Raw genomic sequence first — 23935 nt, forward strand, 5'->3', positions numbered from 1 at the left:
TCGCCGTGGCACCGCCCGGCGATCCGATGACGCCGGATCAGGACATCTGCGATTGGCGGTAGTTTTCCTCGCCGATGTGCTTGATCAAACGGAGCTGTTGCTCCAGCCAGTGGGTGTGATCCTCTTCCGTGTCCTGCAATTGCTGGCGCAGCATTTCGCGGGTCACGTAATCCCCCACCGACTCGCACAATGCCATGGCTTTGGCCAGATCCTCCCGCACTTTGTATTCGAGACGCAGATCCGCCTCCAGCATCTCCATGACGGTACGGCCCGGAGACATGGCGTGGGGCGTCATATCCGGTACGCCTTCCAGGAACAACAGCCGCCGCAGAATGGCATCCGCGTGTTCGGTCTCTTCCTGCATCTCGTGGTTGATGCGCTCATAGAGACGGCCATACCCCTGATCCTCGTACTGGCGTGAATGCAGAAAATACTGATCGCGGGCGGCCAGCTCACCGCGCAGCAGCTCCTGCAAACACTTGATCACATCAGGGTGGCCTTTCATGGAAAACTCCTCGAATTACAGCTAGCCGGAATACGCGCGCAGTATGACGCGCCCTGTTGCGGCGCGCCAGCCCCGCCGAAGATTTTTTCATTTAATTCAAAGAGTTAGATTACAGGTAGCAGAGAAACGAATCGCAACCAGAATGGTTATCGAGCGCACCGCCGCCCCCATAACGCAAAAAGCCCGGATCAAACGACCCGGGCTTTGGTGTCTCACGCAAAAGCGGGCTATTTGAAGATCTCACCTTTCTCCGCTTTTTCCACCAGCAGCGGCGGCGGATTGAAACGCTCCCCGTAGCGGTCGGCCAGTTCCTCGGCACGGGCCACGAAGCCGCGCAGGCCACCCTCGTACTGGTTCATATACTGCACCACACCGCCGGACCAGGCCGGGAAACCGATGCCGAAGATGGAACCAATGTTGGTGTCGCCAACAGACTCGATCACCCCTTCCTGGAAGCACTTGACCGTTTCCAGGGCTTCGGCGAACAACATCCGCTCCTGCATATCCTTGAACGGAATCGCTTCACGGGCCGGGAACTGCTCCTTCAGACCAGCCCAGAGATGCGCCTTGCCATTTTCCGGATAGTCGTAAAACCCTTTGCCGTCCAGCTTGCCGGGGCGCTCCAGTTGGTTGACCATTTTCTCCATCACCGCCAGCGCGGGATGAGCCTGGGGACTGTCACCCTGCGCCTGCGCCGCCTGCTTGTACTCACCGGCGATCTTCAGGGACAGTTTCATGTTGATCTCATCGATCAGCTTGAGCGCGCCCACCGGATAGCCTGCCTGGGTGGCGGCCTGCTCGATGGAGTTGGCGTTCTGCCCTTCGCCGACCATGGCGATGGCCTCGTTGATGAAGGTGCCGATCACCCGGCTGGTGAAGAAGCCACGGGAATCGTTGACCACGATCGGGGTCTTGTTGATTTGCAGCGTGTAGTCGAACACCTTGGCCAGCACTTCGTCGCTGGTGTTCTCGCCACGGATGATTTCCACCAGCGGCATTTTGTCCACCGGGCTGAAGAAATGGATGCCGATAAAGTTGTCCTGTTTCTTCACCCCTTCCGCCAGGCCTGTGATCGGCAGCGTCGAAGTGTTGGAGCCCAGTACCGCGTCCGCGTTGACCACGTCCTCGATTTCCTGGAACACCTTGTGCTTCAGTTCGGTGTTTTCAAACACCGCTTCGATAACGAAGTCCACGTCTTGCAGATCTTTAACGTCAGCGGAGGGCGTAATACGGGAAAGGATTTCTTCTTTCTTTTCCTTGCTCATCTTGCCCTTGGCTACCGCCTTGTCCAACAGCTTCTCGGAGTACGCCTTGCCTTTCTCCGCGTTCTCCAATGAGACATCCTTGAGCACCACCTCGGCACCGGAACGGGCGGTAACGTAGGCGATCCCCGCGCCCATCATGCCGGCACCCAGCACCGCCACTTTCCGCGCTGTGTATTTCGGCACATCCTTGGGACGGCTGGCGCCGGCGTTGATGGCCTGCAGATTGAAGAAAAAGGCGGTGGTCATGTTCTTCGCCACCTGACCGCAAGCCAGCTCAACGAAGTAACGGCCCTCGATCTTGATGGCGTTGTCGAAGTCCACCTGGGCGCCTTCCACCGCCGCCGCCAGAATATTGCGTGGTGCCGGATAATTGGCGCCTTTGAGCTGCTTGCGCAGATTAGCGGGGAACGCCGGCAGGTTCTGCGCGAAACCGGGGTTGTTCGGCGCCCCGCCGGGAATCTTGTAGCCCTTCTCGTCCCAGGGTTGTTTGGCTTTGGGATTGGCTTTGATCCAGGCACGGGCCTGTTCCAGCATCGCTTCCGGGGTATCCACGACTTCGTCGATCAGCCCCAGTGCCTTGGCCTTGTCCACCTTGTGGCGCTGGCCTTGCAGCAGAACCTGCATCAGAGCGTTCTGAATCCCCAGCATGCGCACGGTGCGTACCACACCGCCGCCGCCGGGCAGCAGCCCAAGAGTGACTTCCGGCAGCCCGAATACCGCCTTCGGATTGTTCAGTGCGATACGGCGATGACAGGCCAGGGCGATTTCCAGACCACCGCCCAGGGCGGTGCCGTTCAACGCGGCCACCACCGGAATCCCCAGCGTTTCCAGGGTGCGCAGCTGTGCCTTGGCGGTTTCCACACCGGCGGAAAATTCCGCCGCCCGCTCCGGCGTTACCTGGATCAGATCGTTCAGATCGCCGCCGGCAAAGAAGGTGCTCTTCGCCGAGGTAATGATCACCCCGGTGATGTTGTCCTTTTCTTTTTCCAGCCGCTCGACGGTGGCGGCCATGGAACGCATATAGCGCTCGTTCATGGTATTGGCGGATTGCTTGGGATCATCCAGGACCAGGGTGACGATATTGTCCGCGCCCTGTTCCCAGCGGATGGTGCTTTCTTTGTCGTTAGAGGTTTGCTCATTCATGATTCTTTTCTCTCCGTCCGGCTCACAGGCGCTCGATGATGGTGGCGATCCCCATGCCACCGCCCACGCAGAGGGTGCACAGTCCGTACTTCTGGTCACGGCGTTCCAGCTCATCCAGCACGGTGCCCATGATCATGGCACCGGTGGCCCCCAGCGGGTGGCCCATGGCGATGGCACCGCCGTTGACGTTCACTTTGTCGTGACTCAGGCCCATGTCCTTCATGAAACGCATGGCCACGGAGGCGAAGGCCTCGTTGATTTCCACCAGGTCGATCTGATCGATGGTCATGCCGGCTTTCTTCAGTACCTTGCGGCAGGCCGGCGCCGGGCCAGTGAGCATGATGGTGGGATCAGCGCCGCTGATGGCGGTGGCCACCACCCGCCCTCTCGGCGTCATGCCGAAATCCTTGCCCACCTGGGCGTTACCGATGGCCACCAGCGAAGCGCCATCGACAATGCCGGAGGAGTTGCCACCGGTGTGCACGTGATCGATCTTCTCCACCCAGTGGTATTTCTGCAGCGCCACGGCGTCGAAGCCGCCCATTTCGCCCATGACGGCAAACGACGGATTCAAGTTGCCAAGCACATCGGCGGTAGTGCCCGCGCGCACATGCTCGTCCCGGTCCAGCACCACCAGGCCATTGCGGTCCTTCACCGGCACCACGGAGCGCTGGAAATAGCCTTTTTCCCAGGCATTGGCGGCACGGGCCTGGGATTCGGCGGCGAATTCGTCCACATCGCGACGGGAAAAGCCTTCGATGGTGGCGATCAGATCGGCGCCGATACCCTGAGGCACGAAGCCGGTTTCGTAGTTGGTGATCGGATCCATGGCCCAGGCGCCGCCGTCGGAGCCCATCGGCACCCGGCTCATGGCTTCAACACCGCCGGCCAGAATCAGATCATCCCAACCGGACGCCACTTTCTGGGCCGCCGTATTAACCGCTTCCAGGCCGGACGCACAGAACCGGTTCAGTTGATAGCCCGCCACCGTTTCCGGCAGACCAGCGGCCAGGGCCGCGGTTTTGGCGATACAGGCGCCCTGGTCCCCCACCGGCGAGACCACGCCGAGCAACACATCGTCAATGCGGTTGACGTCCATGTTGGGGAAGCGATCGCGCAATTCATCGATCAGCCCCACCACCAGATCCAGAGGTTTGACGGTATGCAGGGAGCCATCCTTCTTGCCGCGCCCACGGGGGGTGCGGATGGCATCGTAAATATAGGCTTCGGTCATGTAAGCGTTCCTCTCGCCCTCGCGGCCTGAGCAGGCTCGGCGTTCCGGGGTAACGATAATTATTGAGGTGAACAGATATTGAGGCGAACAGAGTGCCCGAGGGCCGGAACGGCCACAATGACGGGAGCGATCACGGATGCTGAGCGAAAAAGACAGCATTTTGCTTTTCTTCATGCTTTTAAATGATAGTAATTCGCATTACTATTTATGGAATGGACAGCAAAGCCCTGCTCCGGCTAGGTAACGAAGCCTTCGCCACGCAACGCTACGCCGAAGCTCAGGACCGCTACCGCCAGGCCATCAGCGTCCTGGCAACCGCCCTCCAATGCCGGCGCCCCGCCGACACCCACGCCCTGATTATGTATTCCATCGCCATTCAGAACCTCGCCGACACCCACGCCCGGCGCGAACGGCCGGAGCTGATCCGGGATGTCCTGCTGGAAGGTTGCCTGCATTTGGCCCTGTGGATGAGCGGAGCGTTGTCGCGGGGTATCGGCGGCTGCGCGCTGGGCGAGTTTGGCCGGTTGAGAATACGGTTGCTGGCTTTGCATCAATCCGGCGCCGGACCGCTCGATCCACATCAGCAGCGGGCACTGGAGGACGCCACACGTCTTTTAACGTTAGAAGGTAGTTATCATGATTCATGAGTTCCCCGACTTACCATACGCCTACGACGCCTTGGAGCCGGTGATCGACGAGACCACGATGCGCGTGCACCACACCCGCCACCACCGTACTTACTACGATAAGTTCGTTGCCGCCATTCGTGGCAGCGACCTGGAACAACAACCAATGGAGACCATTTTCGCCCGCGTTTCCCAACACCCGCCGGCGGTGCGCAACAACGGCGGCGGCTATTACAACCACACCCTGTACTGGAATGTGATGTCACCGGATGGCGGCGGCGATCCGGTGGGCGCGCTGGCGAACGCTCTGCTGGCCAAGTACGGTTCCTTCGACGAGTTCAAAACGGCTTTCGCCAACGCCGGCATCAATCAGTTCGGCTCCGGGTTTGCCTGGCTTTTGGTTACCAGGGAGGGAGACCTGGCGATCAGCGCCACCGGTAATCAGGACAACCCGCTGATGGACACCGCCGAGGTGCGCGGTGCGCCGATTCTGGGTTGTGATGTGTGGGAGCATGCCTACTATCTCACCTACATGAACAAGCGCCCGGACTACATCGACGCCTGGTGGAAAGTGGTCAACTGGCCCTACGTGAACCGGCTGTACGAAGAAGCGCTGACCCAGGCACCGCGGCAACAATCGGCCTGATGGCGGCATCGCTCCTGGCGCCCCTTAGCCTGTTCATGATCCTACCGGCGCCAGGGCCATTGTTCCGCCGTGGCGTCATGGCCAAGGTAGAGCGGAACAAGGAGGAGCCTTATGTCATATCTGGATATCGTCCGCTCATTGGCTTCCAGCGCCGCGCAAAATGGCCGGGGCATTGCCACCCGCCCGCGTGACAAGCAGCCGGAAGAGCCTTTGGAATTGTACGACATCGAAGCCTGTCCCTATTGCCGGCTGGTGCGTGAAACGCTCACCGAGCTGGATCTGGACGTACTGATTTTCCCTTGTCCCAAAGGCGGCAACCGTTACCGACCTCTGGTGGAAAATCTCGGCGGACAAACCCGCTTCCCGTTCCTGATGGATCCAAACACCGGCGCGGCGCTCTATGAGTCCGAGGATATTATCGATTACCTGCACCGGGAATACGGCGACCGCCTGCCGCCCGGGCGCGGGCTGGCCTCCCGCTTGCGACTCGTCTCGTCGTTCACCGCATCGGTGCCCCGAGGCCGCCGTGGACTGCGCGCCCGCCCGGCGGGCCTGGCGGAACGGCCGCTGGAGTTGTACTCCTTCGAGGCCAGCCCGTTCGCGCGCCTGGTGCGGGAACGGCTGTGTGAGATGCAACTGCCGTATCTGATCCGGCAGTGCGGCCGGGACCAGTGGATGGACTGGGTGCTGCCGGCGGTACGCGACCGCCTGAACCTGAATTACCGGCCCAGCCAGCGCAACCGGCGGCGTCTGATCACCATCACCGACATGGTGGCGATCCCGTATCTGGTGGATCCGAACACCGGCGAGGAGCGTTATGAATCGGCTTCGATCCTGGAATACCTGGATTACGCCTACCAGGAACCCGATACCGCGCCCCGGGCAGTATGAACAGGGTCGTATGAATATTGCGTTGCGCCTCTTCTCCGCCGCCGGGTTCAGTGATATATAGGTGTTGCGGCTTTGCCGCGCCTGTTACTACGAGTGTTTGTATTACGGATCTTTTTTGAGAGTACAGAACATGAGTCGTCGCCACTTTGATGACTACGACGCCAAAGAATGGCAAGAAGAGCATAGTCGGGTAGCGAAGGAACGTCGCAAGCGGGACGCCAAGAAGCATCGCCATCAAACCGATGACGAGGCTCTGGAAGCCCCCGGTCGCCCCCGATCACCGCGTCCCTCGCACTGATCGACCTTTTCTCCCGGTCCTCAAGGGGTATGCTCGCATACCCCCTGTGGTGCTTTTCCCCGAATTCCGCCCTACGCGCCTCCATCGCCGACGACCATCCAGCCACTGCCACGGCCCCCTACTTTGTGTACTATCCCCATAAAGTTCCGTGTCCGGAGGGTGCCATGAACGACCATGACGACGATCTGTTTCGCGACGACTTATTTCGCAAAGAAATGACCGGTGTGGCACCGCTCAAGGACGATGGCCGCGTGCGCCTCAGCCGCCCTCAGCCCCCCAGCCTGGCCCAGCAGCAACGCCGCGCCGCCGCCACCGCCCGGGCCGCCCGGGACGGCAATCCGCTAACCTTGCCGGAGTTTGTTCGGGAAGCCGGCCCCCACGACATCGTCGGGCAGAAGAAAAACGGTGTGCAGGAAGGGGTGTTCCGGAAACTACGGTTGGGCAAGTACGAAACTCAGGCCCATCTGGACCTGCACCGGGTTCGTTTGCTCGATGCCCGCGAGCAGGTATTCCGCTTTCTCCAGGAGGCTCAGGCGCAGGGGTTACGCACCGTGCAAATCAGCCATGGCAAGGGCCAGCACAGCGAACGCCCCGGCCTGCTGAAAAGCTACGTGCTGCACTGGCTGGCCGAGTATCCGGAAGTGCTGGCCTTCCATAGCGCGCCGCAGAATCAGGGCGGCGCCGGCGTCACCCTGGCGCTGTTGAAGAAAAGCAGCGACGCGCGACAGAAAAACCGGGAGTTTTTCTACGAGCGCAGCCGCGCGCAGAGGTAGGCGGGTCGACCGCTGGCACAGAAGGAGCTACGAAGTCGCTGTGGGAGCTTGCCTGCAAGCGAGTGGGCTTCCGGGCCCCAAGATTCGCTTGCAGGCAAGCTCCCACAGCGGCTTCGTAGTGGCCTCCGGCTTTTTTCACCGCCTTACCCGGTTCAGACCGTTGATCGCCGCCACCCGGTAGGCTTCGGCCATGGTGGGATAGTTGAAGGTGGTGTCGACGAAATAATGCAAGGTGTTGTTCGGCGCCGGCTGGCGCATCACCGCCTGCCCCACATGCACGATTTCCATCGCCTGGTAACCGAAACAGTGAATCCCCAACACCGCCAGGGTCTCGCGGTGGAACAGAATTTTCAGCATGCCGACCCGCTCACCGGTGATCTGCGCCCGGGCCAGATTCTTGAAGAACGCCTGCCCCACTTCGTAGGGCACCTTCGATTCCGTGAGTTCCTGCTCGGTCTGCCCCACCGAACTGATACCGGGGATGGTGTAAATACCGGTGGGCACATTTTCCACCTGCTTCACCGGGCCGCCGGTGACGATACCCTCGGCACAGAACCGTCCCTGGTCGTAGGAGGCGCTGGCCAGGGACGGCCAGCCGACTACATCACCCACCGCGTAAACGTTCTCCGCCGCCGTGCAGTAGCGCTCATCCACACTCAACTGCCCCCGGCTGTTGGCTTCCAGCCCCAGATTCTCGATACCCAGATCCTGGGTGTTGCCGGAGCGGCCGTTACACCATAGCAGCGCATCCGCGCGCAGCCGTTTACCGGACTGCAATTCCAGAGTAACGCCGTCGTCGTCAGCGATGATCCGCGAGTATTCCTCGCTGTGACGGATCGTGGCCCCCTGATCCCGCAGGTGGTAGCTGAGCGCATCGGAAATTTCCGTGTCGAGGAAATCCAGCAGATGCTGCCGGTTATTGACCAGGTCCACGCGCATGCCCAGGCCGGTGAACATGCAGCCATACTCGCAGCCGATCACGCCAGCGCCATAGACGATGATGTTGCGGGGTGTATGCGCCATGTTGAGGATGGTGTCGGAGTCGTATATGCGCGGATGGTCGAAGTCCACGTCCGCCGGATGATAAGGCCGCGAGCCGGTGGCGATGAGAATATTGCGGGTACGCAACAGCCACTGACGGCCAACCGGATCGTCCACGCGCACTTCGCCCGGCCCCTGGATATAACCGAGCCCGGAAAATAAACGTACCCGGTTACGAATATAGAAGTCGGTGCGCACTTGCACCTGGGAGTCGATCACTTCCCCGCTGCGGCGGATCAGGTCCTGCCACTGCACCTGACGCGGATTGATCAGGCCACGCAGCAACGGATTGCGTTGCGAGCGGATCACCTGACGCACCTGGTGGCGCAGCGCCTTGGAGGGGATCGTGCCCCAATGCGTGCAGTTACCGCCAACCCGGTTCTGGCTCTCGATCATGGCAACACGCAGACCGCCCTTGGCCGCTTGCATCGCCGCCGCCTCCCCCGCCGGTCCACTGCCGATGATGACTAGATCCCAACCGGAACTGATATCCATAGCGTCTCCTTATCGACTTGGTGGTGATCACGAGATCACGCGAGGGTGTTCGGTGCTGTTTCGCTAGTATAGGAAAAAAGGCGGATCCCTGCCGGGGTCACCAATCAAAAACATCCTTGATGAAAGGGATGGTCAGCGCACGCTGACGGGCCAGCGCCATGTGATCCAGCGTGGCCAGCCGCTCCAGCAGCGCCGCAGGTGAGCGCTCGCTACGCATGGCCAGATAACGGGCGGCTTCACCGTTGATTCGCAGACCACGCTCGCCGGCGCGCCGCACCACCAATTCCGTCAGCGCCTGTTCATCCAAAGGTTGCAGCCGGATCACCGGTCCCGCCGCCAGCCGCGTGGCCAGATCCGGCAGTTGCCAGGGCGTGGCCGCCGGTGAAGCGGAAGCGGTAAACAGCAGCACGCCGCCACCGGCCATGACGCGGTTATACAGGTGGAACAGGGCTTCTTCCCAGCGCGGCTGGCCGGCGAAACGGTCAACGTCGTCCAGCGCCAGCAGAGTGAATTGTTCCATGCCGTCAAAGACATCGGGCACCAGCGGCAACAACTCCTTGGCCGGCAGCAGACAGGCGGAACGGCCCAGCGCCTGAGCGTGGCGCACCGCGCCTTCCAACAGATGGCTCTTGCCCTGGCCCTCGCCGCCCCACAGCAATACCTGATTTTCCTCACCCTGAGCCGCGGCTTTCACCGAGGCCAGGGCGAGGCCGTTATCACCGGCGTGAAAATTGTCCAGGTCATGCCCTTCGCGCAATTGCAGGGCCAGCGGTAACTGGTTGGTCATGGTTGCCAGCAATACAGGGCACGCCCCTGACTTTCCCCGCATTCGCTGAGGCCGGCCACATCGCGGGCCGGCGCCAGCCCCGCGGGGCTCAATTGAATCAACACCTGATCGCCGTCGAGGGAACGAACCTCCACCGACGCCACGCCGGGTGCCTGGGACAGCGCCTGACGCAAAGCGGTCAGGTCACGCAGGGAGCTGACACCGCGTACCGCCAGCAACGTCATGTCGTCGAAACTGTCCGGCCCGGTGGCGGACGGCGCCGGGCCACCGGCCACCGCCGGCCCAGTGCCAACGGACGTGGTGGGCAACGCGGTCGGCGGATCCTTTTGCTGGCCGTCGGCGGTGCGGATCTCATCGCCATAGCGCTCATTGAGGGTATCGGCCACCGCCGTCACCATGCCGGAGAGCAAGGCCCCGCGTTCACCACTGTCACGATCCTGCGTCACCGTTTCGCGGCCTTCCATCAAACGCCAGTTGAGAGTCTCCTGGCGGCCGTCGTACAGCACCGCGGTGGCTACCCAATCACTGCCGTAACGGCGCGACGCCGCCAGCACCGGCTCATCGAAACGGCCACGAATATCCGCCACCGAGAGCCCTTCGCGGTCCTGTTCGTCCCAAGCCGGGAAGCGCAGCGTCACGCCGCGTTGCGCCGCCACGTCCGTCATCGCATCGGCCAGATCATCACCGGCGCTGACCACGTTGCCACGCCCGCTGCCCGCCACCATCCACACCAGCACCGTGGGCGGCTCCCCCCGCCACACCGGCGCGCCCTGGTTGGCCAGGTAACGGCGCAGGGCGGCGCCGTCGAATTCCAGTTCCAGCCGGGTGGCATCGCCCGCCTGCTGATAGCGGTAAGCCTGCAACCAGCGATCCGGTGTGGCCAGAGCCCCGGCCACGCCAGGCAGGTCGGCCACCTCGGCCCGGCCGGTCAGGCGCCGGGTCAGTCTTTCCAGTCCGTCACGGAGCGCCTCGTCGCCGGGCGCCTCACCACCGGGCCCATCGTTCACGGGCAGCGACACCTGCCCCAGGGTATCGGCCCCCGCGCCCGGCGCCAGGGCCAGCAATAACAGTACGCAGCACAGTAATCGGGTCATCAGTTCGGTCCAGCGGGCCTCGATTGGGCGCGCCATTATCCCCTATCCGAACGCTGCTGGCGAACCGTCCGTCGGCCCGTTTCCACTCCTGGTCCGCGATTGCTAGAATACGCGCCTTCACCATCTGGAGTGCCCCATGAGCGAACAGAAACGGCCGCTGACCTACCGCGACGCCGGCGTGGACATCGATGCCGGCAATGAGCTGGTAAAACGAATCAAACCGGTGGCCAAGCGCACCGGCCGGCCCGAAGTGATGGGCGGTCTGGGAGGCTTCGGCGCTCTTTGCGCTCTGCCGGAAGGGTATCGGAACCCGGTGCTGGTGGCCGGCACCGACGGCGTCGGCACCAAATTGCGTCTGGCCATGGATCACGACCGCCATGACAGCGTCGGCATCGACCTGGTGGCGATGTGCGTGAATGATCTGGTGGTGGGCGGCGCCGAACCGCTGATGTTTCTTGACTACTACGCCACCGGCAAGCTCGATGTGGACACCGCCGCCCGGGTGGTGGAAGGCATCGGCGAAGGCTGCGTGCAGGCCGGTTGCGCCCTGGTGGGCGGCGAAACCGCGGAAATGCCCGGCATGTACCAGGGCGAGGATTATGACCTGGCCGGCTTTTGCGTCGGCGTGGTGGAGCGCGACGGCGTCATCGACGGCAGCCGCGTCCAGGCCGGCGACAAGCTGATCGGTCTGGCCAGCTCCGGCCCTCACTCCAATGGCTACTCCCTGGTACGCCGCATTCTCGAACAGGGTGACGCCAACGCCGATCTGGACGGCAAGCCGGTGATCGAGCATCTGCTGGAACCCACCCGCATTTACGTGAAGAGCCTGCTGGCCCTGATCAAGTCCGTGCCGGTGCACGCTCTGGCGCACATCACCGGCGGCGGGCTGCCGGAAAACCTGCCGCGGGTGCTGCCGGACGGCACGCGCGCGGTGGTGGACACCAATACCTGGACCTGGCCGCCGGTATTCCAGTGGCTGCGGGAACAAGGGCAAGTGCCGGAAATGGAGATGTACCGCACCTTCAACTGCGGCATCGGCATGGTGGTGGTGGTGCCCGCCGACCACGTGGATCAGGCGGTGGCCGAGCTGGAAGCCGCCGGCGAACAGCCGATTCTGATCGGTGACATCCGTTCCCACGACGGCGCTCCGGAAGTGGTGATGGAGGGGCTCACTCCGTGACCCACCGTCTGGCGGTGCTGATCAGCGGTTCCGGCACCAACCTGCAAGCCATTCTGGACGCCATCGACGCCGGTTCCCTGGAGGCCCGCGTTACTCTGGTGCTGAGTAACCGGGCCGATGCCGGCGGCCTGCAGCGGGCGCGCCGGGCTGGCGTGGACACGGCGGTGATCGATCATCGCGATTACCCGGACCGGCCCGCGTTCGATCACGCCATGATCCGCGAGCTGGATGCCCATGGCGCCGATACCGTGGCGCTCGCCGGTTTCATGCGCATCCTTTCCAGTGACTTCGTGCGGCACTATGACGGCCGGCTGATCAACATCCACCCTTCGCTGCTGCCACTGCACCGCGGGCTCCACACCCATGCCCGGGCGCTGGAAGCCGGCGATCGTGAACACGGCTGTTCGATCCACTTCGTCACCGAGGAACTGGATGGCGGCCCGTTGATTGCTCAGGCGCGCTTACCGATACTGGCGAACGATACCCCGGAAACCCTGTCCAAACGGGTACAGGAATACGAGCACGGACTTTATCCGGAGGTCCTGCAATGGCGGGCCGCCGGTCGTCTGCGTCTGACCACACAGGGAGTGGCACTGGATGGCGAAATCCTACCCCCACAAGGCCGGCAATGGGCGCCGGAGGCTTCTCACTAGCGCCCTGCTGGCGCTGCTGACCCTGGCGACGGTCCCGGCCATCGCCGCCGAACCACCAATCACTCCGTTCCAGCTGCAATACCGGCTCAAGGCCCAGGGCATTCCCTTCGCGGTCACCGCCAACCGGACGCTGAAAGCCCTCGGCGACGGACAATGGCAGATGGACGTGGTGGCCAGCAATGTGCTCGGCGAAATTCGCGAGACCTCCCGTTTCGTCTGGAACGAGTGCACGCCGGTGAGCCGTTTCTACGGTTACCGGCGCAAGGGACTCGGCCAGCTCAAGGAAGCCGAAGTCCGTATCCCGGCCGGCGGCGCCACCGCCACCGCCAAGCGCAGTGGCAAGGCGGATCGCCAATACCCGGTGCCGGCGGCGGCGGTCACTGACAAAATTTCCCTGACCCTGGCCCTGCAGTGCCGGCTGGCCCGGGGCGAACGGGATCTGACCTTGCATGTGGCCGATGAGCGGGAACTGGAAAGCCAGCATTATCTGGTCGAAGGCGAGGAAACTCTGAGTCTGGACGGCAAGCCTGTCACCACGGTCAAGGTACGCCGCGACCGCAGCGGCAACAGCCCCCGGCAGACCTGGCTGTGGTTCGCACCGGAATACGGCTATACGCTGGTGCAACTGGTGCAGGAAAACGAGGACGGCCGCCACGTGATGACCCTGCAGGGAGCGCTACCATGATGCGTGCCGCGCTCCTGGCACTGGCTCTGGCATTACCTGGCGGTGCTGCTCTGGCCGAGCCGCTGGCACCGTTCGCCGCCGAATACCGCATCCACGTCAACAAGATTCCGACGCCCATCAAGGCGACCCTGGTGCTGGAACCCGCGCCGGGAGAAGATCGTTACCGCATGCTGTTCGAAGCGGACTCCTTCATGCTCACCAATACCGAGGAGAGCTGGTTCGAATGGAACGACTGTGAACCGCGCACCGAACGTTACGTGCATGAGTTCCAGGGATTCGGCAAGCACCGCTATCACCACACCGATTTTTCCTGGTCGCCGCCCAGAGCGGTCAACAGCGACAGTAAGGAGGGCAAGGAGAGTTTCGATATCCCCGCCGATGCCCTGGACGAGCTGACCATGTTACTGCGGGCCCGTTGCGTGTTCGCCACCGGCGACAAGGAATACACCGCCACCAGCGTCTACGGCGATCGTATCCGCCAGCATCATTTCATCGTCATTGACCGGGAAACCCTGGACACCCCCATGGGGGAACTGGACACGCTGATCGTGGAGAAGCGCCGCAAAGGCGACCGCAAGGAGAAACGCCGCACCCTGTTCTGGGTGGCACCGGCCAAGGACTACATGGTGGTGAAAGCCCGCCATATTGAAAGCACGCTACTGCGCGGCGAGCTGATCATGATCGACTACGGGAATTGAGGCTCCGCCGGATTTGACCGTTTTTTCACCCTCTCCCTTGAGGGGAAAGGGTGAACTTCAAACATCAGGCCTTCGGCAGCGTCACGCCGCGCTGGCCCTGGTACTTGCCGCCGCGGTCCATGTAGGACACCGCGCACTCCTCGTCGGATTCCAGGAACAGCATCTGCGCCACCCCTTCATTGGCGTAGATTTTCGCCGGCAGCGTGGTGGTGTTGGAAAACTCCAGGGTCACGTGCCCTTCCCATTCCGGTTCCAGCGGCGTGACGTTGACGATGATGCCGCAACGGGCATAGGTGGATTTGCCCAGGCAGATGGTCAGCACGTTACGGGGAATGCGGAAATACTCCACAGTCCGCGCCAGCGCGAAGGAGTTGGGCGGAATAATGCAGGAATCGCCCTTGATATCGACGAAGCTCTTCTCGTCGAAGTGCTTCGGGTCCACCGTGGCCGAATGGATGTTGGTGAAGACCTTGAATTCGTCGGCGCAGCGCACGTCATAACCATAACTGGACACGCCATAGGAAATCAGCTTGTTGCCCTCGCCATCGACGCGCACCTGCTCGGCCTCGAACGGTTCGATCATGCCCTGCTCGCGGGCCATGCGGGAGATCCAGCGATCGGATTTAATACTCATGACAAGCCTTGTCCAGTGATGGGGTGAATCGGCCAATGGTACAGAAGGAGTCCCTTCGGCCTCAATGCTGGGTGACCACTTTCGGGAAACCTCGTTTGCCTTCCTCGGTGAGCGACAGCCGCGCCGCCAGACGCCGGGCCGCCGCCAGATACAGCGCGGCCTCCGGGCCGTCGGGCTCGGCCGCCACGGTGGGCCGGCCACTATCGGCCTGCTCGCGGATCTTCAGCGACAACGGCAATGCCCCCAGCACCTCGGTGTGATAACGGTCCGCCAGCCGCCGCGCGCCACCTTCCCCGAACACATGCTCCTGGTGGCCGCACTGGCTGCACACGTGCACCGCCATGTTCTCGATGATGCCCAATACCCGCACATCCACCTTGCGGAACATCTCCACCCCCTTGGTGGCGTCCAGCAAGGCTATATCCTGGGGGGTGGTCACCACCACTGCGCCGGCCACCGGCACCTTCTGCGCCAGCGTCAGCACGATGTCACCGGTGCCCGGCGGCAGATCGACGATCAGATAATCCAGTTGGTGCCACAACGTCTGCTGCATCATTTGCGTCAGCGCGCCGCTGGCCTTGGGGCCACGCCAGACCACCGGTGTCTGCTCGGTGATCAGGTAGCCCATGGACATGCTTTGCAGGCCGAGGGCCTCCACCGGCACGAACCGATTGCCGTCACGCACCTGTGGCCGCGTGCCCTCCGGCAGCCCCAGCATCAGCGGCTGGCTGGGGCCGAAGATGTCGGCGTCGAGAATACCGACGCGGGCGCCTTCCCGGCTCAGTGCCAGAGCCAGATTCACCGCGGTGGTGGATTTGCCCACCCCGCCCTTGCCGGACGCCACCGCGATCACATTGGTCACCTGAGCCATGGCCGGCATGCCACCCTGGGCGCGGTGCGGCTTGATCGCCACTGTTACCGCCAGCAGCAGACGACGCCCTTCGATCACCTCCTCCACCGCGGCACGAATACGCTCGCGCAGCGCCGGCAGCACCGATGCGCAGGGGTAGCCCAGGGTAATCTCCAGCCGCACCTGATCCTGATCCACCCGCAGCGCCGACAGGGCGCCGGCGCTGATCAGGTCGGTTTGCAAATCTTCCGGGATCAAATCGCCAAGAACCTGTCTAACCGCCTGTTCGACTTCCGCCATGGAACCTCCTGATGATGAACCAGGAATGATAAAGTTCCCCGGTAACACAACCAAGGTCGCAACCGGAATTACCTCATAACCAATGAATAAGGGAGTATCACAATGCGCAACAAACCGGCTCTTTTCGTCGTCGCTCTGGCCGTTCTGGGGCTGAGCGCCTGCGGCACGGACAGCGGCACCGCCACCGGAGAGCGCGACACCATTACCGTGTCCGGCGAGGGTAACGTCAGCGGTCAGCCGGATATTTTCAATCTGCAGGCAACGGCCCGGGAAACCGGTGATGACATCGCCACCATGAAGGATCGCGTGGACGATCAGGTCAAGGCCATGCTGGATCTGGCCGATTCCCTGGATATCGAGGAGAAAGACGTCACCGCTACCGATATTCGCGTTACCCCGCAGTGGCAGTACCAGCCGGAACGCAAGCTGATCGGCCATGAAGTGGCGCGGGAAGTGCGCTTCCAGGTCAAGGGAATCGAGGTCTATGCGGAACTGGCCGACGGCCTGACCAAACTGGGCCTGAAGGACATTTCCCCGGCCGGCACCGATATCAGCAACGCCGCCGAGCTGAACCAGCAGGCGCTGGAAGCAGCGGTGGAAGATGCCCGCGCCAAGGCTGAAATCGTCGCCAAGGCAGCGGACCGCAAGCTCGGCCCGGCCATTACCATCAATGTGCAGAGCCAGAGCCATCCGGTACCGATGATGCGTGCCGCCATGGCCAAGGACGCGGTACAGGAAAGCTATCGCCCTGGTGAGCAGGACCTGAGCGCTCAGGTCATGGTTACCTTCCAGTTGCGCTGATCCTCTTTTCCGCAGGGCCCCCCCGGATGGTGGAGGCCCTGTGGTTACCCTGTTTCCCGCCAATACACTCACTGTCGGCCTGACCTCCGCGCCGCCAGCCACTCTGCCATCGGTCAATGTCACTTTTTACGGTATTGTCCGACAATTCAGAAGCGATGCCGCCGGAAGGGACGGCTACACTGAATCGCAATCCGGTTGTGCTAGTCATGCATTGGCGTAACCACGGAACACTCAACACGAAGTACTCAACACGAAGTACTCAACAATAAACATCTCCGGTCCGCCCATGGGCCGGCAGCGAGATCGGCGGCCCGCCCACGGGCCGGTCGTCAGCCAGGGAGATCCGCATGAATCGGACGCTCAAGCAACTCGAGCGCGACATCGCCAACGCCACCACCTATCAGGCGTGGCTGGAAGCCAGTCTGGAACACGACCGGATATCCGGCGCCGATGAATGGAAGGACATCGACCGCTCCCCACACTACGATTACGAGTTGATCCGCAACCGGCTCTGGCAAATTCGCCAGGCCCGCGAGCGGCACAATGTCAACAAGCTGGTGTTCCACCTCCACGAGGGCCTGCACGGCAATCTCGGCAACATTTCCAATCCGGCGCTGTACCGCCACAGCCGGGTCGGTACCAAGCATCTGATCGAGCGCTACCTGGACGAAGTCTGCGCCGCCCTGAACTATCTGTGCGACGAGTCCTTCGAACAATTTGGCCTGAAACAGAAACTGGATTTCTTCGAAACCACCGGTCAGGCGTTCGGTCAGAGCGGCCTGATGCTGTCCGGCGGCGCCGCCCTCGGGCTATTCCATGTGGGCGTGGTGAAAAGCCTGTGGGAACAGGGCCTGTTACCGTGCGTGATCTCCGGCTCCAGCGCCGGCAGTATCGTCGCGTCGGTGGTGGGCACGCACAGCAATGATGAACTGGCGGAAAAACTGCGCCCGGAGAACCTTTATCTGGAAGCGTTCCGCGCCGCCGGCTGGAAGGGCCTGGTACGCGGCACGCCGGTACTGGACGGCGATCATCTGGAAGCTTGCCTGGAAGAGAACATTCCCGACCTCACCTTCGAGGAGGCCTATCGCAAGACCGGCCGCGAGATCAACATCACCGTCAGCCCCTATGACCGCAACCAGCATAGTCGGCTGCTGAACTGGCGCACCTCACCCAACGTTTTGATCCGCAAGGCTTCCCTGGCCAGTTGCGCGATTCCCGGCATCTACCCTCCGGTGAGCCTGTGGGCCAAGAACATCGACGGCGAGCGGGTCCCTTACATTCCCGGGCGCAAATTCGTCGACGGCTCGATCCAGGATGACCTGCCGGTGCGGCGTCTGGCACGCCTGTTCGGCGTCAACCACTCCATCGTCAGCCAGACCAATCCCCACGTAGTGCCGTTCCTGTCACGCAGCGAGAGCACCGATTCCAGCTTCAGCACCCTGGCCGATTGGGGCGTGCGCAACCTGTCCATGAATCTGAACTACGCACTGGAACTGGCGCAGCGGCGGGTGCGCTCCAACGATCTGGGGCTGCTGATCAGCAAGGCGCAAAACGTGGTCAAGCAACGCTACATCGGCGACATCAATCTGATCCCGCCACGCCAGCCGCTGAATCTGCTGCGCATACTGCGCAACCCCAGCATGGACGATGTGCGCAACTTCATCAGTCTGGGCGAACGCACCACCTGGCCCAAACTCGACATGATCGGCAACTCCACCCGTATCAGCCGGACCTTCCTGGCCTGCCGCCAACGGTTGGATCAACTGGAGGAACGCACGCTCAACCGGTTGCAACTGGCGTATTCCCCCGACGATCCGGAACACCGGCGCGTCAGCGCCAACGATCTGTCGCACTAAGAGCACTAATAAGCACGGAGAAGATGCTTAGCGCAATTCCGTCTTGCCGCCCCCTTTAAAGCGTCATCATGAACCTCTATGTTCTCTGGAGCTGTCAACCAACATAACTGTCAGCCAACATGGCTATCAGCCAAATAAAAAGGAGGCTTAGCATGGCACTGCAATTGGGTGATACCGCGCCGGACTTCACTCAGGAGTCCACCGACGGTCCGATTTCCTTCCACCAATGGGCCGGGGACAACTGGGTGGTGCTGTTTTCCCATCCCAAGGATTTCACCCCGGTGTGCACCACCGAGCTGGGAGAAGTGGCCCGGCTGAAGCCGGAATTCGAGAAACGCAACGCCAAGGTCATCGGTCTGTCAGTGGACCCGCTCGATGATCACAAGGCCTGGTGCGGTGACATCGAGGAAACTCAGGGACAGGCTCTGAACTTCCCGCTGCTGGCCGACGCCGACCGCAAGGTCGCCAACCTGTATGGCATGATCCATCCCAACGCCAACGACACCCTGACCGTGCGCAGCGTGTTTGTCATCGACCCGAACAAGAAGATCCGTCTCACCATCACCTACCCGGCCAGCACCGGCCGTAACTTCGACGAGATTCTGCGGGTCATCGACAGCCTGCAGCTCACCGATGGCTACAAAGTGGCGACGCCGGTGAACTGGAACGACGGCGACGACGTCATCATCGTTCCCTCGCTCAGCAACGAGGACGCACAAAAGCTGTTCCCCGAAGGCTGGGATGAGAAAAAGCCCTATCTGCGGATGGTCAAGCAACCGAAAACCAGCTGAACCGTTCCGCCCTCTGTCAGAGCGGCGACCTGAACAGCCGAAGTCCGTGTTCGCGCGGGCTTCGGCTTTTTGATGGGCTTGTAACTCCCCCCGCCATGGTCAGCAAACCCTGGCCCGCGTCATGGTAAGCTGACTTTCCCATTGGACACAGCACCGAACCGGAATGGATCTCTCCAACACCTTCACCCAGGATGAACTTCAGCAACTGCGTAAGCACGATATCGTGATCTGGACTGACCGCGTCATCTTTGAAGCACAGCCTCCCATCAGCGAGGATGCGTTGCGGGACATTCGCCAGCGCATTCGTGGCTCCCTGCCCGAAGACCTGCTGTCGCTCTGGCGGCTCACCGCTGGCGGCCGCTTGGACTACGATCTGCGCTTGACCATGCAGGGCAATCAGGAAGCGATTTCCTGGGCCGAGCTGTTCTACCACGACAGCGATGGCTATCGTGATCTGCCCGGCTGGATCGAGCACGAACAGGCGCTTGCTGAAGAAGCCGCCGAGGCGCGTGGACATAATTGGGACGGCAAAATTGAAGCCCTGCCCATCGGCGGCTTCGAATACTGCGACCGCATCTATGTGGTCACCGACCATAACGCCCTGGATTACGGCCACGCCCTGGCTTGGAAAATGGGCTTGCCGCCAGCATGGCGCCACGCCATGCACGAGGACGGCCTGGCCACCATAGCACCGACTCTGCGGGAGGCTTTTCAATGCCTTGGACTGGAAAAAGATCCGGTCTCCGACGACGGCGCCGATACCGGTCTGGAATTCTTGGAGTATCTGGATTGCCGCCGGCAGGAGCATGACTTACCCGCCGCTCTGGCCGATAAGGTCATCGACTTTTACCGGCAAGCCGTGCTGGATTGGCGGGGCGCGCTGGAAACCGGCACCCTGAGCGACAATCCTCTTCTTGCCACGCTGGCTCTGAGTCACGCTATTCAACAGGACGATGCCGCCCTGCTCACGCAATTGCTCGACCGCGGTGTCGCGCTGGATATTCCGTTACGCGGCGACATGGGTCCGCTTTCCCTGGCTGTTATCAACAATGCCTGGTCAGTCTTTCAAGCCCTGCTTGAGCGTAATCCACCGCTCCCCGAACGGCTGCTGGACGACGTTAACGGTCCTGTCCCCAAGGCGTTGGTGGCCCGACTGCTGACCCACCCCGATCAGGCCTCGGTACAGGCAACACTGCGCTGCGTCCTCCATGGTGTCCCCGACAGCGCCCACTGCATCGCCGAACAGCTGTCCGTACAGCAGCGCGCCACCCTGCCGCAACAAAAACAAGCACTGTTGACGTCATTGCGTACGAGTTTGGAAAAGGTGAGACAGGGCAAACTCGCGCACTACCTGGGTGAAGACGGACTGCGCTTGCAGGTGGAACGGCTGGAGGCATTCCGGCTTTAATACCTCAACCAGCGCCGTCAGCCGCGCCACTAAAGCGTCTTATGCACTACGTCGATCGGCGTCCACTCACCACAACCCGCAATCATGCCGTCCCCCTGGGCATTGAGCTTCCTGAGGCAGATCGCGGCCTTCCTCTCCTTGCCGTCGATCAACATCACCGTGAACTTGTCCAGCGTGACCGCCGTCAGATCATTGCCGCCACCACAACCAGCGAGCAAGAAGAGCACCGCCACTCCCCAGAACCACTTCCTCATGTCACGTCCTTCATCCGTTGGTCTTCAGAATCGTTTTCCAGGAAGAGAGGATACCGCATCCTGACAAGGCTCGTTCCACCCTGCTGGTGACGGAGGTGTTATTTGCGGGAGAAAGGAAGATTCGGAGCGGGTGAAGGGAATGTGCCAGAGGCATCCCGCGCAAGCGCGGGACCGTCGCCAGGGCGACGTCCGCTCGCCGTATACGGCGAGACGTCGAACCGGAGGGGTCAATCCATGACCTCCAGCCACGCCAAACCAAAAAGGCCGCCATAAGGCGACCCTTTCAGTATGGAGCGGGTGAAGGGAATCGAACCCTCGTCGTAAGCTTGGGAAGCTTCTGCTCTACCATTGAGCTACACCCGCCTTGGCGAAACGGCAATATAATTAACGCCTTATGCCATGTCCACTGTCTCACGGCATTTTCCACAGGCGCGCGCGCTGTTGCCCGAATGCCCAAGCGGGTATCCGGGTCACCAAGGGTAACTCGGCCATGGCGTCACCCACTTTTGGTGGAGAAGCCCAGACAACCAGGAGGTCAGGCGGAAACCTGGCTGTGCCGCGGCTCCGGCCGCAAGAACGCCAACACCGCCATGTACACCAAGGCGAATGGGGGGACCAGGGACATGAACAGTCCCAGTACGGCGGCAAGAACCGGTGCGCGAACTTTCTTGCGTGCCAGAAAATAGGAACTCACTGCACAGAGCACAGCCCAGGCGATCGCCATCTGCCCCAGCAGGGTGGTGCTGATATCCATCATTAGCCTCTACCTTTTGTTATCGAATAGTATCGGTTTTGGTGTCGTTCTCCACGAGGGCGCCGCTCTGGTTTGCACCGCCCGGCCCTCCCCGATCCGTAAACAGACTTGATCCAACATCAGGGAGCGGCGATCAAAAATCAACCCCTTTTTGTCGATCAAAGGTGGCTTCAAACGCCGACAGCGATGACCTCTCTGAGATGGAAAACGAGGGGGCACCGCCAAAAGCACGGCGGCGCCTCCCCCTGCCGGCGGCGTCAGGTCTCCAGTGGATAGCCCGCTTCCTGCCAGTCCGCCTTGCCTTCCACGTACTCCAATACATTCCGGTAACCGGCACCGCGCAGAAAACCGGCGGCAATGCGCGAGTTCTGGCAACCGGTATTGGCGCAATACACCACGATGGTGGCGTCCTTGTCCGGTAGTGCCGTGCCGGCGAGGGCACTCACCTCCTCATGGGGGATATTGATCGCCCCGGGCAGATGACCGCTATGGAAATGCCGTTCCGGCAAGGCCTCCACCAGCACCATGGGGTCACCGTTATCCAGACGCCGTTTCAGTTCATCACGTTGAATGCTGTCGTTCATGGTTTCACTCCTTTTCACTTGGTTGCAAATGCAACCAAAACAACCCTACTCGCAACCGGTTGCACTTGCAACCACTTGCCGTTACTCTGGTGAACATGAATACGACTCCCACGGAACAAACGATTGCCGCCTGGGCCCGGCTGCTTCGCGTTCATACGCAATGGCAGGAACAGGTGCAATCGGCACTGAAAGCAGCGGATCTGCCTCCCCTGGCATGGTATGACGTGCTGCTGGAACTGCATCGCAAACGGCACGGCCTGCGGCAGTACGAGATCGGCGAGCGCATGCTGCTGCCCAAGCACAACCTGTCCCGCTTGCTTGACCGCCTGGAAAAGGAGGCATTGGTGACCCGGCGGACCAGTCCGGAGGATGGCCGGGGCAACCGGGTTCTGATCACCCGCTCCGGCCGCCGGCTGCTGCAACGCATGTGGCCGGTCTACGGCCGGGTTATCCAGGAATGTCTGGGACAGCGGCTGACCGCCGCCGAGGTAACCACTCTGGCGAAACTGCTGGACAAACTGCAGCAATAACCGGCTCTGAACAAAGCCTCTGACGTTTTGGACCCGGGGTCCGAATCGGCCTATTCTGAGAGCCTGAATGACAGAACAACGCAGGATACGTCCTGAACGCATGAGGTAGCGACCATGACGTCTTCCCGGCCCGGCGCCGGGCGTTCCTCCAATGAAGATTCTGCTCTGGTGGATCCGTCCCCCCGTTACGATTATCTGGAATACAGCCCTCACGCCGTGTCCGGCGATCAGCCGCTTGCCGCCGAAGTAGCGGTGGCGATCAGCTATAACGGCATCAATCACGCGGTAATGATGGCGACCCCCAACGATATGGAGGATTTTGTTACCGGCTTCACACTGACCGCGGGACTGGTGGATAGCCCCCTGGCGATCCACGGCATCGATCTGACGCCGCAGGAAGACGCGATCCAGGTTGAAGTGACTTTAAGCAGCCGAGCCTTCACCGCCTTCAAACACCGACGCCGCGGCCAGGCGGGCAGCGGCGGCTGCGGCCTGTGCGGGGTGGAAGCCCTGGATCAGGCCTTGCCGCCACTGCCCGTACGGGACACGGCGCCACTGCCGCCGCTGGCCCATTTGGCGGGATTACGTGAGCGCTTCCAGGCGACACAAGCTCTTGCCCGCGACAGCGGCGCCATGCACGCGGCGGTTTACGTGGATGGTGCTGGTAAAACGCGTCTGTGCCGCGAGGACATCGGCCGTCATAACGCCCTGGACAAGCTGATCGGCGCCTGCGTCCGCGCGGGTCTGGATCCCGGCAGCGGCTTTTTTGCCATCACCAGCCGTTGCGGCCTGGAATTGATCCACAAAGCAGTGCGTGCCGGCGCCGGCACCCTGGTGAGTTTGTCCGCGCCATCATCGCTGAGCGTGCGGCGGGCACGCAGCAGCCGGCTGAACCTGATTCATCAGCCCCACCACGGCGCTCCCCGATTGTTCAGTCCGCCCCCCGGCGAGCAAACCGGGCACAGACACCTGGGCCAAGAACCCAGGAAGGCTTAGTCGCCCGGAATTTTATCGGGCGGCCGGCCACCTGTTTCGCGGTCTTGTCGGCAAATCACCATTGGCGAGCAGTAATAGTCCTACACGTATTTCAGCCTGGTCCTGCATTCCCGGCCGGCCCCTTCTTCTACACTGGCTCCGTCAATGGATGACCAGGAGGAAC

Annotated in this window: 26 protein-coding genes and 1 tRNA gene; 15 read left to right on the top strand and 12 right to left on the bottom strand. The window is 61.8% G+C overall.

Annotated elements, in window-relative coordinates; genetic code table 11:
- Positions 1-37: 37 nt before the first annotated feature.
- The 3 genes from bfr to CRO06_RS07665 form a co-directional block, all read right to left on the bottom strand.
- Positions 38-505: a bacterioferritin gene (bfr, locus tag CRO06_RS07655; protein ID WP_022996496.1), complete on the bottom strand. Its 468-nt coding sequence runs from the start codon at positions 503-505 to the stop codon at positions 38-40.
- Positions 506-732: 227 nt separating this feature from the next.
- The gene (locus CRO06_RS07660; protein WP_022996495.1) at positions 733-2913 is read right to left on the bottom strand and encodes a 3-hydroxyacyl-CoA dehydrogenase NAD-binding domain-containing protein; all 2181 of its coding nucleotides are present in this window, start codon (positions 2911-2913) and stop codon (positions 733-735) included.
- A gap of 22 nt (positions 2914-2935) precedes the next feature.
- Entirely contained in the window at positions 2936-4147 is a 1212-nt protein-coding gene (locus CRO06_RS07665) for an acetyl-CoA C-acetyltransferase (protein ID WP_022996494.1), read from the bottom strand.
- Positions 4148-4359: 212 nt separating this feature from the next.
- On the opposite strand from CRO06_RS07665, the gene CRO06_RS07670 reads away from it, so the two are divergent.
- The 5 genes from CRO06_RS07670 (at position 4360) to smrA (ending at position 7381) form a co-directional block, all read left to right on the top strand.
- Positions 4360-4794, top strand: coding sequence for a hypothetical protein (locus tag CRO06_RS07670; RefSeq protein ID WP_097058153.1), 435 nt, complete (start codon positions 4360-4362; stop codon positions 4792-4794).
- Positions 4784-5419, top strand: coding sequence for a superoxide dismutase (locus tag CRO06_RS07675; protein ID WP_055099283.1), 636 nt, complete (start codon positions 4784-4786; stop codon positions 5417-5419). The genes CRO06_RS07670 and CRO06_RS07675 overlap by 11 nt, the downstream gene beginning before the upstream one ends.
- A 111-nt stretch (positions 5420-5530) precedes the next feature.
- Positions 5531-6310: a glutathione S-transferase N-terminal domain-containing protein gene (locus CRO06_RS07680; protein ID WP_035450928.1), complete on the top strand. Its 780-nt coding sequence runs from the start codon at positions 5531-5533 to the stop codon at positions 6308-6310.
- A 130-nt stretch (positions 6311-6440) separates the two neighbouring features.
- Positions 6441-6608, top strand: a complete 168-nt coding sequence (locus CRO06_RS20040) for a hypothetical protein (RefSeq protein WP_155854813.1) — start codon at positions 6441-6443, stop codon at positions 6606-6608.
- 164 nt (positions 6609-6772) lie between these two features.
- Entirely contained in the window at positions 6773-7381 is a 609-nt protein-coding gene (gene smrA, locus CRO06_RS07685; protein ID WP_022996489.1) for a DNA endonuclease SmrA, read from the top strand.
- 135 nt (positions 7382-7516) lie between these two features.
- On the opposite strand, the gene sthA is transcribed toward smrA, so the two are convergent.
- The 3 genes from sthA to CRO06_RS07700 all read right to left on the bottom strand — a co-directional run bounded on the left by sthA (position 7517) and on the right by CRO06_RS07700 (position 10834).
- Positions 7517-8917, bottom strand: coding sequence for a Si-specific NAD(P)(+) transhydrogenase (sthA, locus tag CRO06_RS07690; RefSeq protein WP_022996488.1), 1401 nt, complete (start codon positions 8915-8917; stop codon positions 7517-7519).
- A gap of 97 nt (positions 8918-9014) precedes the next feature.
- Positions 9015-9704, bottom strand: coding sequence for a DnaA regulatory inactivator Hda (hda, locus tag CRO06_RS07695; RefSeq protein WP_097058154.1), 690 nt, complete (start codon positions 9702-9704; stop codon positions 9015-9017).
- Positions 9701-10834, bottom strand: a complete 1134-nt coding sequence (locus tag CRO06_RS07700; protein ID WP_097058155.1) for a DUF2066 domain-containing protein — start codon at positions 10832-10834, stop codon at positions 9701-9703. The genes hda and CRO06_RS07700 overlap by 4 nt, the downstream gene beginning before the upstream one ends.
- Positions 10835-10934: 100 nt before the next feature.
- On the opposite strand from CRO06_RS07700, the gene purM reads away from it, so the two are divergent.
- From purM to CRO06_RS07720, 4 genes are read left to right on the top strand one after another with little or no spacing between them, the layout of a single operon-like run.
- Positions 10935-11978, top strand: coding sequence for a phosphoribosylformylglycinamidine cyclo-ligase (gene purM, locus CRO06_RS07705; protein ID WP_022996485.1), 1044 nt, complete (start codon positions 10935-10937; stop codon positions 11976-11978).
- The gene (gene purN, locus CRO06_RS07710; protein ID WP_022996484.1) at positions 11975-12631 is read left to right on the top strand and encodes a phosphoribosylglycinamide formyltransferase; all 657 of its coding nucleotides are present in this window, start codon (positions 11975-11977) and stop codon (positions 12629-12631) included. The genes purM and purN overlap by 4 nt, the downstream gene beginning before the upstream one ends.
- Positions 12576-13316: a DUF3108 domain-containing protein gene (locus tag CRO06_RS07715; RefSeq protein ID WP_097058156.1), complete on the top strand. Its 741-nt coding sequence runs from the start codon at positions 12576-12578 to the stop codon at positions 13314-13316. Before purN ends, CRO06_RS07715 begins: the two co-directional genes overlap by 56 nt.
- The gene (locus tag CRO06_RS07720; RefSeq protein ID WP_022996482.1) at positions 13313-14014 is read left to right on the top strand and encodes a DUF3108 domain-containing protein; all 702 of its coding nucleotides are present in this window, start codon (positions 13313-13315) and stop codon (positions 14012-14014) included. The genes CRO06_RS07715 and CRO06_RS07720 overlap by 4 nt, the downstream gene beginning before the upstream one ends.
- Before the next feature lie 64 nt (positions 14015-14078).
- On the opposite strand, the gene dcd is transcribed toward CRO06_RS07720, so the two are convergent.
- Positions 14079-14648, bottom strand: a complete 570-nt coding sequence (gene dcd / locus CRO06_RS07725; protein ID WP_014995252.1) for a dCTP deaminase — start codon at positions 14646-14648, stop codon at positions 14079-14081.
- A gap of 61 nt (positions 14649-14709) precedes the next feature.
- Positions 14710-15798: an iron-sulfur cluster carrier protein ApbC gene (apbC, locus tag CRO06_RS07730; protein WP_022996481.1), complete on the bottom strand. Its 1089-nt coding sequence runs from the start codon at positions 15796-15798 to the stop codon at positions 14710-14712.
- 102 nt (positions 15799-15900) lie between these two features.
- Here apbC and CRO06_RS07735 point away from each other — a divergent pair, with 102 nt between their 5' ends.
- From CRO06_RS07735 to CRO06_RS07750, 4 genes are all read left to right on the top strand, one after another.
- Positions 15901-16599: an SIMPL domain-containing protein gene (locus tag CRO06_RS07735; RefSeq protein ID WP_022996480.1), complete on the top strand. Its 699-nt coding sequence runs from the start codon at positions 15901-15903 to the stop codon at positions 16597-16599.
- Between the two features lie 347 nt (positions 16600-16946).
- Positions 16947-18455, top strand: a complete 1509-nt coding sequence (locus CRO06_RS07740; RefSeq protein ID WP_022996479.1) for a DUF3336 domain-containing protein — start codon at positions 16947-16949, stop codon at positions 18453-18455.
- A 152-nt stretch (positions 18456-18607) separates the two neighbouring features.
- Positions 18608-19246: a peroxiredoxin gene (locus CRO06_RS07745; RefSeq protein WP_022996478.1), complete on the top strand. Its 639-nt coding sequence runs from the start codon at positions 18608-18610 to the stop codon at positions 19244-19246.
- A 163-nt stretch (positions 19247-19409) separates the two neighbouring features.
- Positions 19410-20654, top strand: coding sequence for an SMI1/KNR4 family protein (locus CRO06_RS07750; RefSeq protein WP_097058157.1), 1245 nt, complete (start codon positions 19410-19412; stop codon positions 20652-20654).
- 29 nt (positions 20655-20683) lie between these two features.
- On the opposite strand, the gene CRO06_RS07755 is transcribed toward CRO06_RS07750, so the two are convergent.
- From CRO06_RS07755 to CRO06_RS07770, 4 genes are all read right to left on the bottom strand, one after another.
- Complete coding sequence (locus CRO06_RS07755; protein WP_014995261.1) at positions 20684-20908, bottom strand: hypothetical protein; 225 nt, start codon at positions 20906-20908, stop codon at positions 20684-20686.
- Positions 20909-21197: 289 nt separating this feature from the next.
- Positions 21198-21271, bottom strand: a tRNA-Gly gene (locus tag CRO06_RS07760).
- A 172-nt stretch (positions 21272-21443) separates the two neighbouring features.
- On the bottom strand, positions 21444-21665 hold the full coding sequence (locus tag CRO06_RS07765) for a hypothetical protein (protein WP_022996476.1): 222 nt from the start codon (positions 21663-21665) through the stop codon (positions 21444-21446).
- A gap of 254 nt (positions 21666-21919) precedes the next feature.
- Positions 21920-22246, bottom strand: coding sequence for a rhodanese-like domain-containing protein (locus tag CRO06_RS07770; protein WP_022996475.1), 327 nt, complete (start codon positions 22244-22246; stop codon positions 21920-21922).
- 95 nt (positions 22247-22341) lie between these two features.
- Between CRO06_RS07770 and CRO06_RS07775 the strand changes: the two genes are divergently transcribed.
- Positions 22342-22776 carry a MarR family winged helix-turn-helix transcriptional regulator gene (locus CRO06_RS07775; RefSeq protein WP_022996474.1) on the top strand — a complete coding sequence of 145 codons (435 nt, stop codon included), beginning with the start codon at positions 22342-22344 and terminating at the stop codon, positions 22774-22776.
- Between the two features lie 114 nt (positions 22777-22890).
- Complete coding sequence (fdhD, locus tag CRO06_RS07780; protein ID WP_097058158.1) at positions 22891-23772, top strand: formate dehydrogenase accessory sulfurtransferase FdhD; 882 nt, start codon at positions 22891-22893, stop codon at positions 23770-23772.
- Positions 23773-23935: the final 163 nt, after the last annotated feature.

This window comes from Alloalcanivorax xenomutans (assembly GCF_900217905.1).
GTDB classification, from domain to species: Bacteria; Pseudomonadota; Gammaproteobacteria; order Pseudomonadales; family Alcanivoracaceae; genus Alloalcanivorax; species Alloalcanivorax xenomutans.

What these genes read in the sequence shown, in the direction of transcription:
- bfr (WP_022996496.1), bottom strand. Translation starts at nt 505, where the DNA reads ATGAAAGGCCACCCTGATGTGATCAAGTGTTTGCAGGAGCTGCTGCGC.
- CRO06_RS07660 (WP_022996495.1), bottom strand. Translation starts at nt 2,913, where the DNA reads ATGAATGAGCAAACCTCTAACGACAAAGAAAGCACCATCCGCTGGGAA.
- CRO06_RS07665 (WP_022996494.1), bottom strand. Translation starts at nt 4,147, where the DNA reads ATGACCGAAGCCTATATTTACGATGCCATCCGCACCCCCCGTGGGCGC.
- CRO06_RS07670 (WP_097058153.1), top strand. Translation starts at nt 4,360, where the DNA reads ATGGACAGCAAAGCCCTGCTCCGGCTAGGTAACGAAGCCTTCGCCACG.
- CRO06_RS07675 (WP_055099283.1), top strand. Translation starts at nt 4,784, where the DNA reads ATGATTCATGAGTTCCCCGACTTACCATACGCCTACGACGCCTTGGAG.
- CRO06_RS07680 (WP_035450928.1), top strand. Translation starts at nt 5,531, where the DNA reads ATGTCATATCTGGATATCGTCCGCTCATTGGCTTCCAGCGCCGCGCAA.
- CRO06_RS20040 (WP_155854813.1), top strand. Translation starts at nt 6,441, where the DNA reads ATGAGTCGTCGCCACTTTGATGACTACGACGCCAAAGAATGGCAAGAA.
- smrA (WP_022996489.1), top strand. Translation starts at nt 6,773, where the DNA reads ATGAACGACCATGACGACGATCTGTTTCGCGACGACTTATTTCGCAAA.
- sthA (WP_022996488.1), bottom strand. Translation starts at nt 8,917, where the DNA reads ATGGATATCAGTTCCGGTTGGGATCTAGTCATCATCGGCAGTGGACCG.
- hda (WP_097058154.1), bottom strand. Translation starts at nt 9,704, where the DNA reads ATGACCAACCAGTTACCGCTGGCCCTGCAATTGCGCGAAGGGCATGAC.
- CRO06_RS07700 (WP_097058155.1), bottom strand. Translation starts at nt 10,834, where the DNA reads ATGGCGCGCCCAATCGAGGCCCGCTGGACCGAACTGATGACCCGATTA.
- purM (WP_022996485.1), top strand. Translation starts at nt 10,935, where the DNA reads ATGAGCGAACAGAAACGGCCGCTGACCTACCGCGACGCCGGCGTGGAC.
- CRO06_RS07715 (WP_097058156.1), top strand. Translation starts at nt 12,576, where the DNA reads ATGGCGAAATCCTACCCCCACAAGGCCGGCAATGGGCGCCGGAGGCTT.
- CRO06_RS07720 (WP_022996482.1), top strand. Translation starts at nt 13,313, where the DNA reads ATGATGCGTGCCGCGCTCCTGGCACTGGCTCTGGCATTACCTGGCGGT.
- dcd (WP_014995252.1), bottom strand. Translation starts at nt 14,648, where the DNA reads ATGAGTATTAAATCCGATCGCTGGATCTCCCGCATGGCCCGCGAGCAG.
- apbC (WP_022996481.1), bottom strand. Translation starts at nt 15,798, where the DNA reads ATGGCGGAAGTCGAACAGGCGGTTAGACAGGTTCTTGGCGATTTGATC.
- CRO06_RS07735 (WP_022996480.1), top strand. Translation starts at nt 15,901, where the DNA reads ATGCGCAACAAACCGGCTCTTTTCGTCGTCGCTCTGGCCGTTCTGGGG.
- CRO06_RS07740 (WP_022996479.1), top strand. Translation starts at nt 16,947, where the DNA reads ATGAATCGGACGCTCAAGCAACTCGAGCGCGACATCGCCAACGCCACC.
- CRO06_RS07745 (WP_022996478.1), top strand. Translation starts at nt 18,608, where the DNA reads ATGGCACTGCAATTGGGTGATACCGCGCCGGACTTCACTCAGGAGTCC.
- CRO06_RS07750 (WP_097058157.1), top strand. Translation starts at nt 19,410, where the DNA reads ATGGATCTCTCCAACACCTTCACCCAGGATGAACTTCAGCAACTGCGT.
- CRO06_RS07755 (WP_014995261.1), bottom strand. Translation starts at nt 20,908, where the DNA reads ATGAGGAAGTGGTTCTGGGGAGTGGCGGTGCTCTTCTTGCTCGCTGGT.
- CRO06_RS07765 (WP_022996476.1), bottom strand. Translation starts at nt 21,665, where the DNA reads ATGATGGATATCAGCACCACCCTGCTGGGGCAGATGGCGATCGCCTGG.
- CRO06_RS07770 (WP_022996475.1), bottom strand. Translation starts at nt 22,246, where the DNA reads ATGAACGACAGCATTCAACGTGATGAACTGAAACGGCGTCTGGATAAC.
- CRO06_RS07775 (WP_022996474.1), top strand. Translation starts at nt 22,342, where the DNA reads ATGAATACGACTCCCACGGAACAAACGATTGCCGCCTGGGCCCGGCTG.
- fdhD (WP_097058158.1), top strand. Translation starts at nt 22,891, where the DNA reads ATGACGTCTTCCCGGCCCGGCGCCGGGCGTTCCTCCAATGAAGATTCT.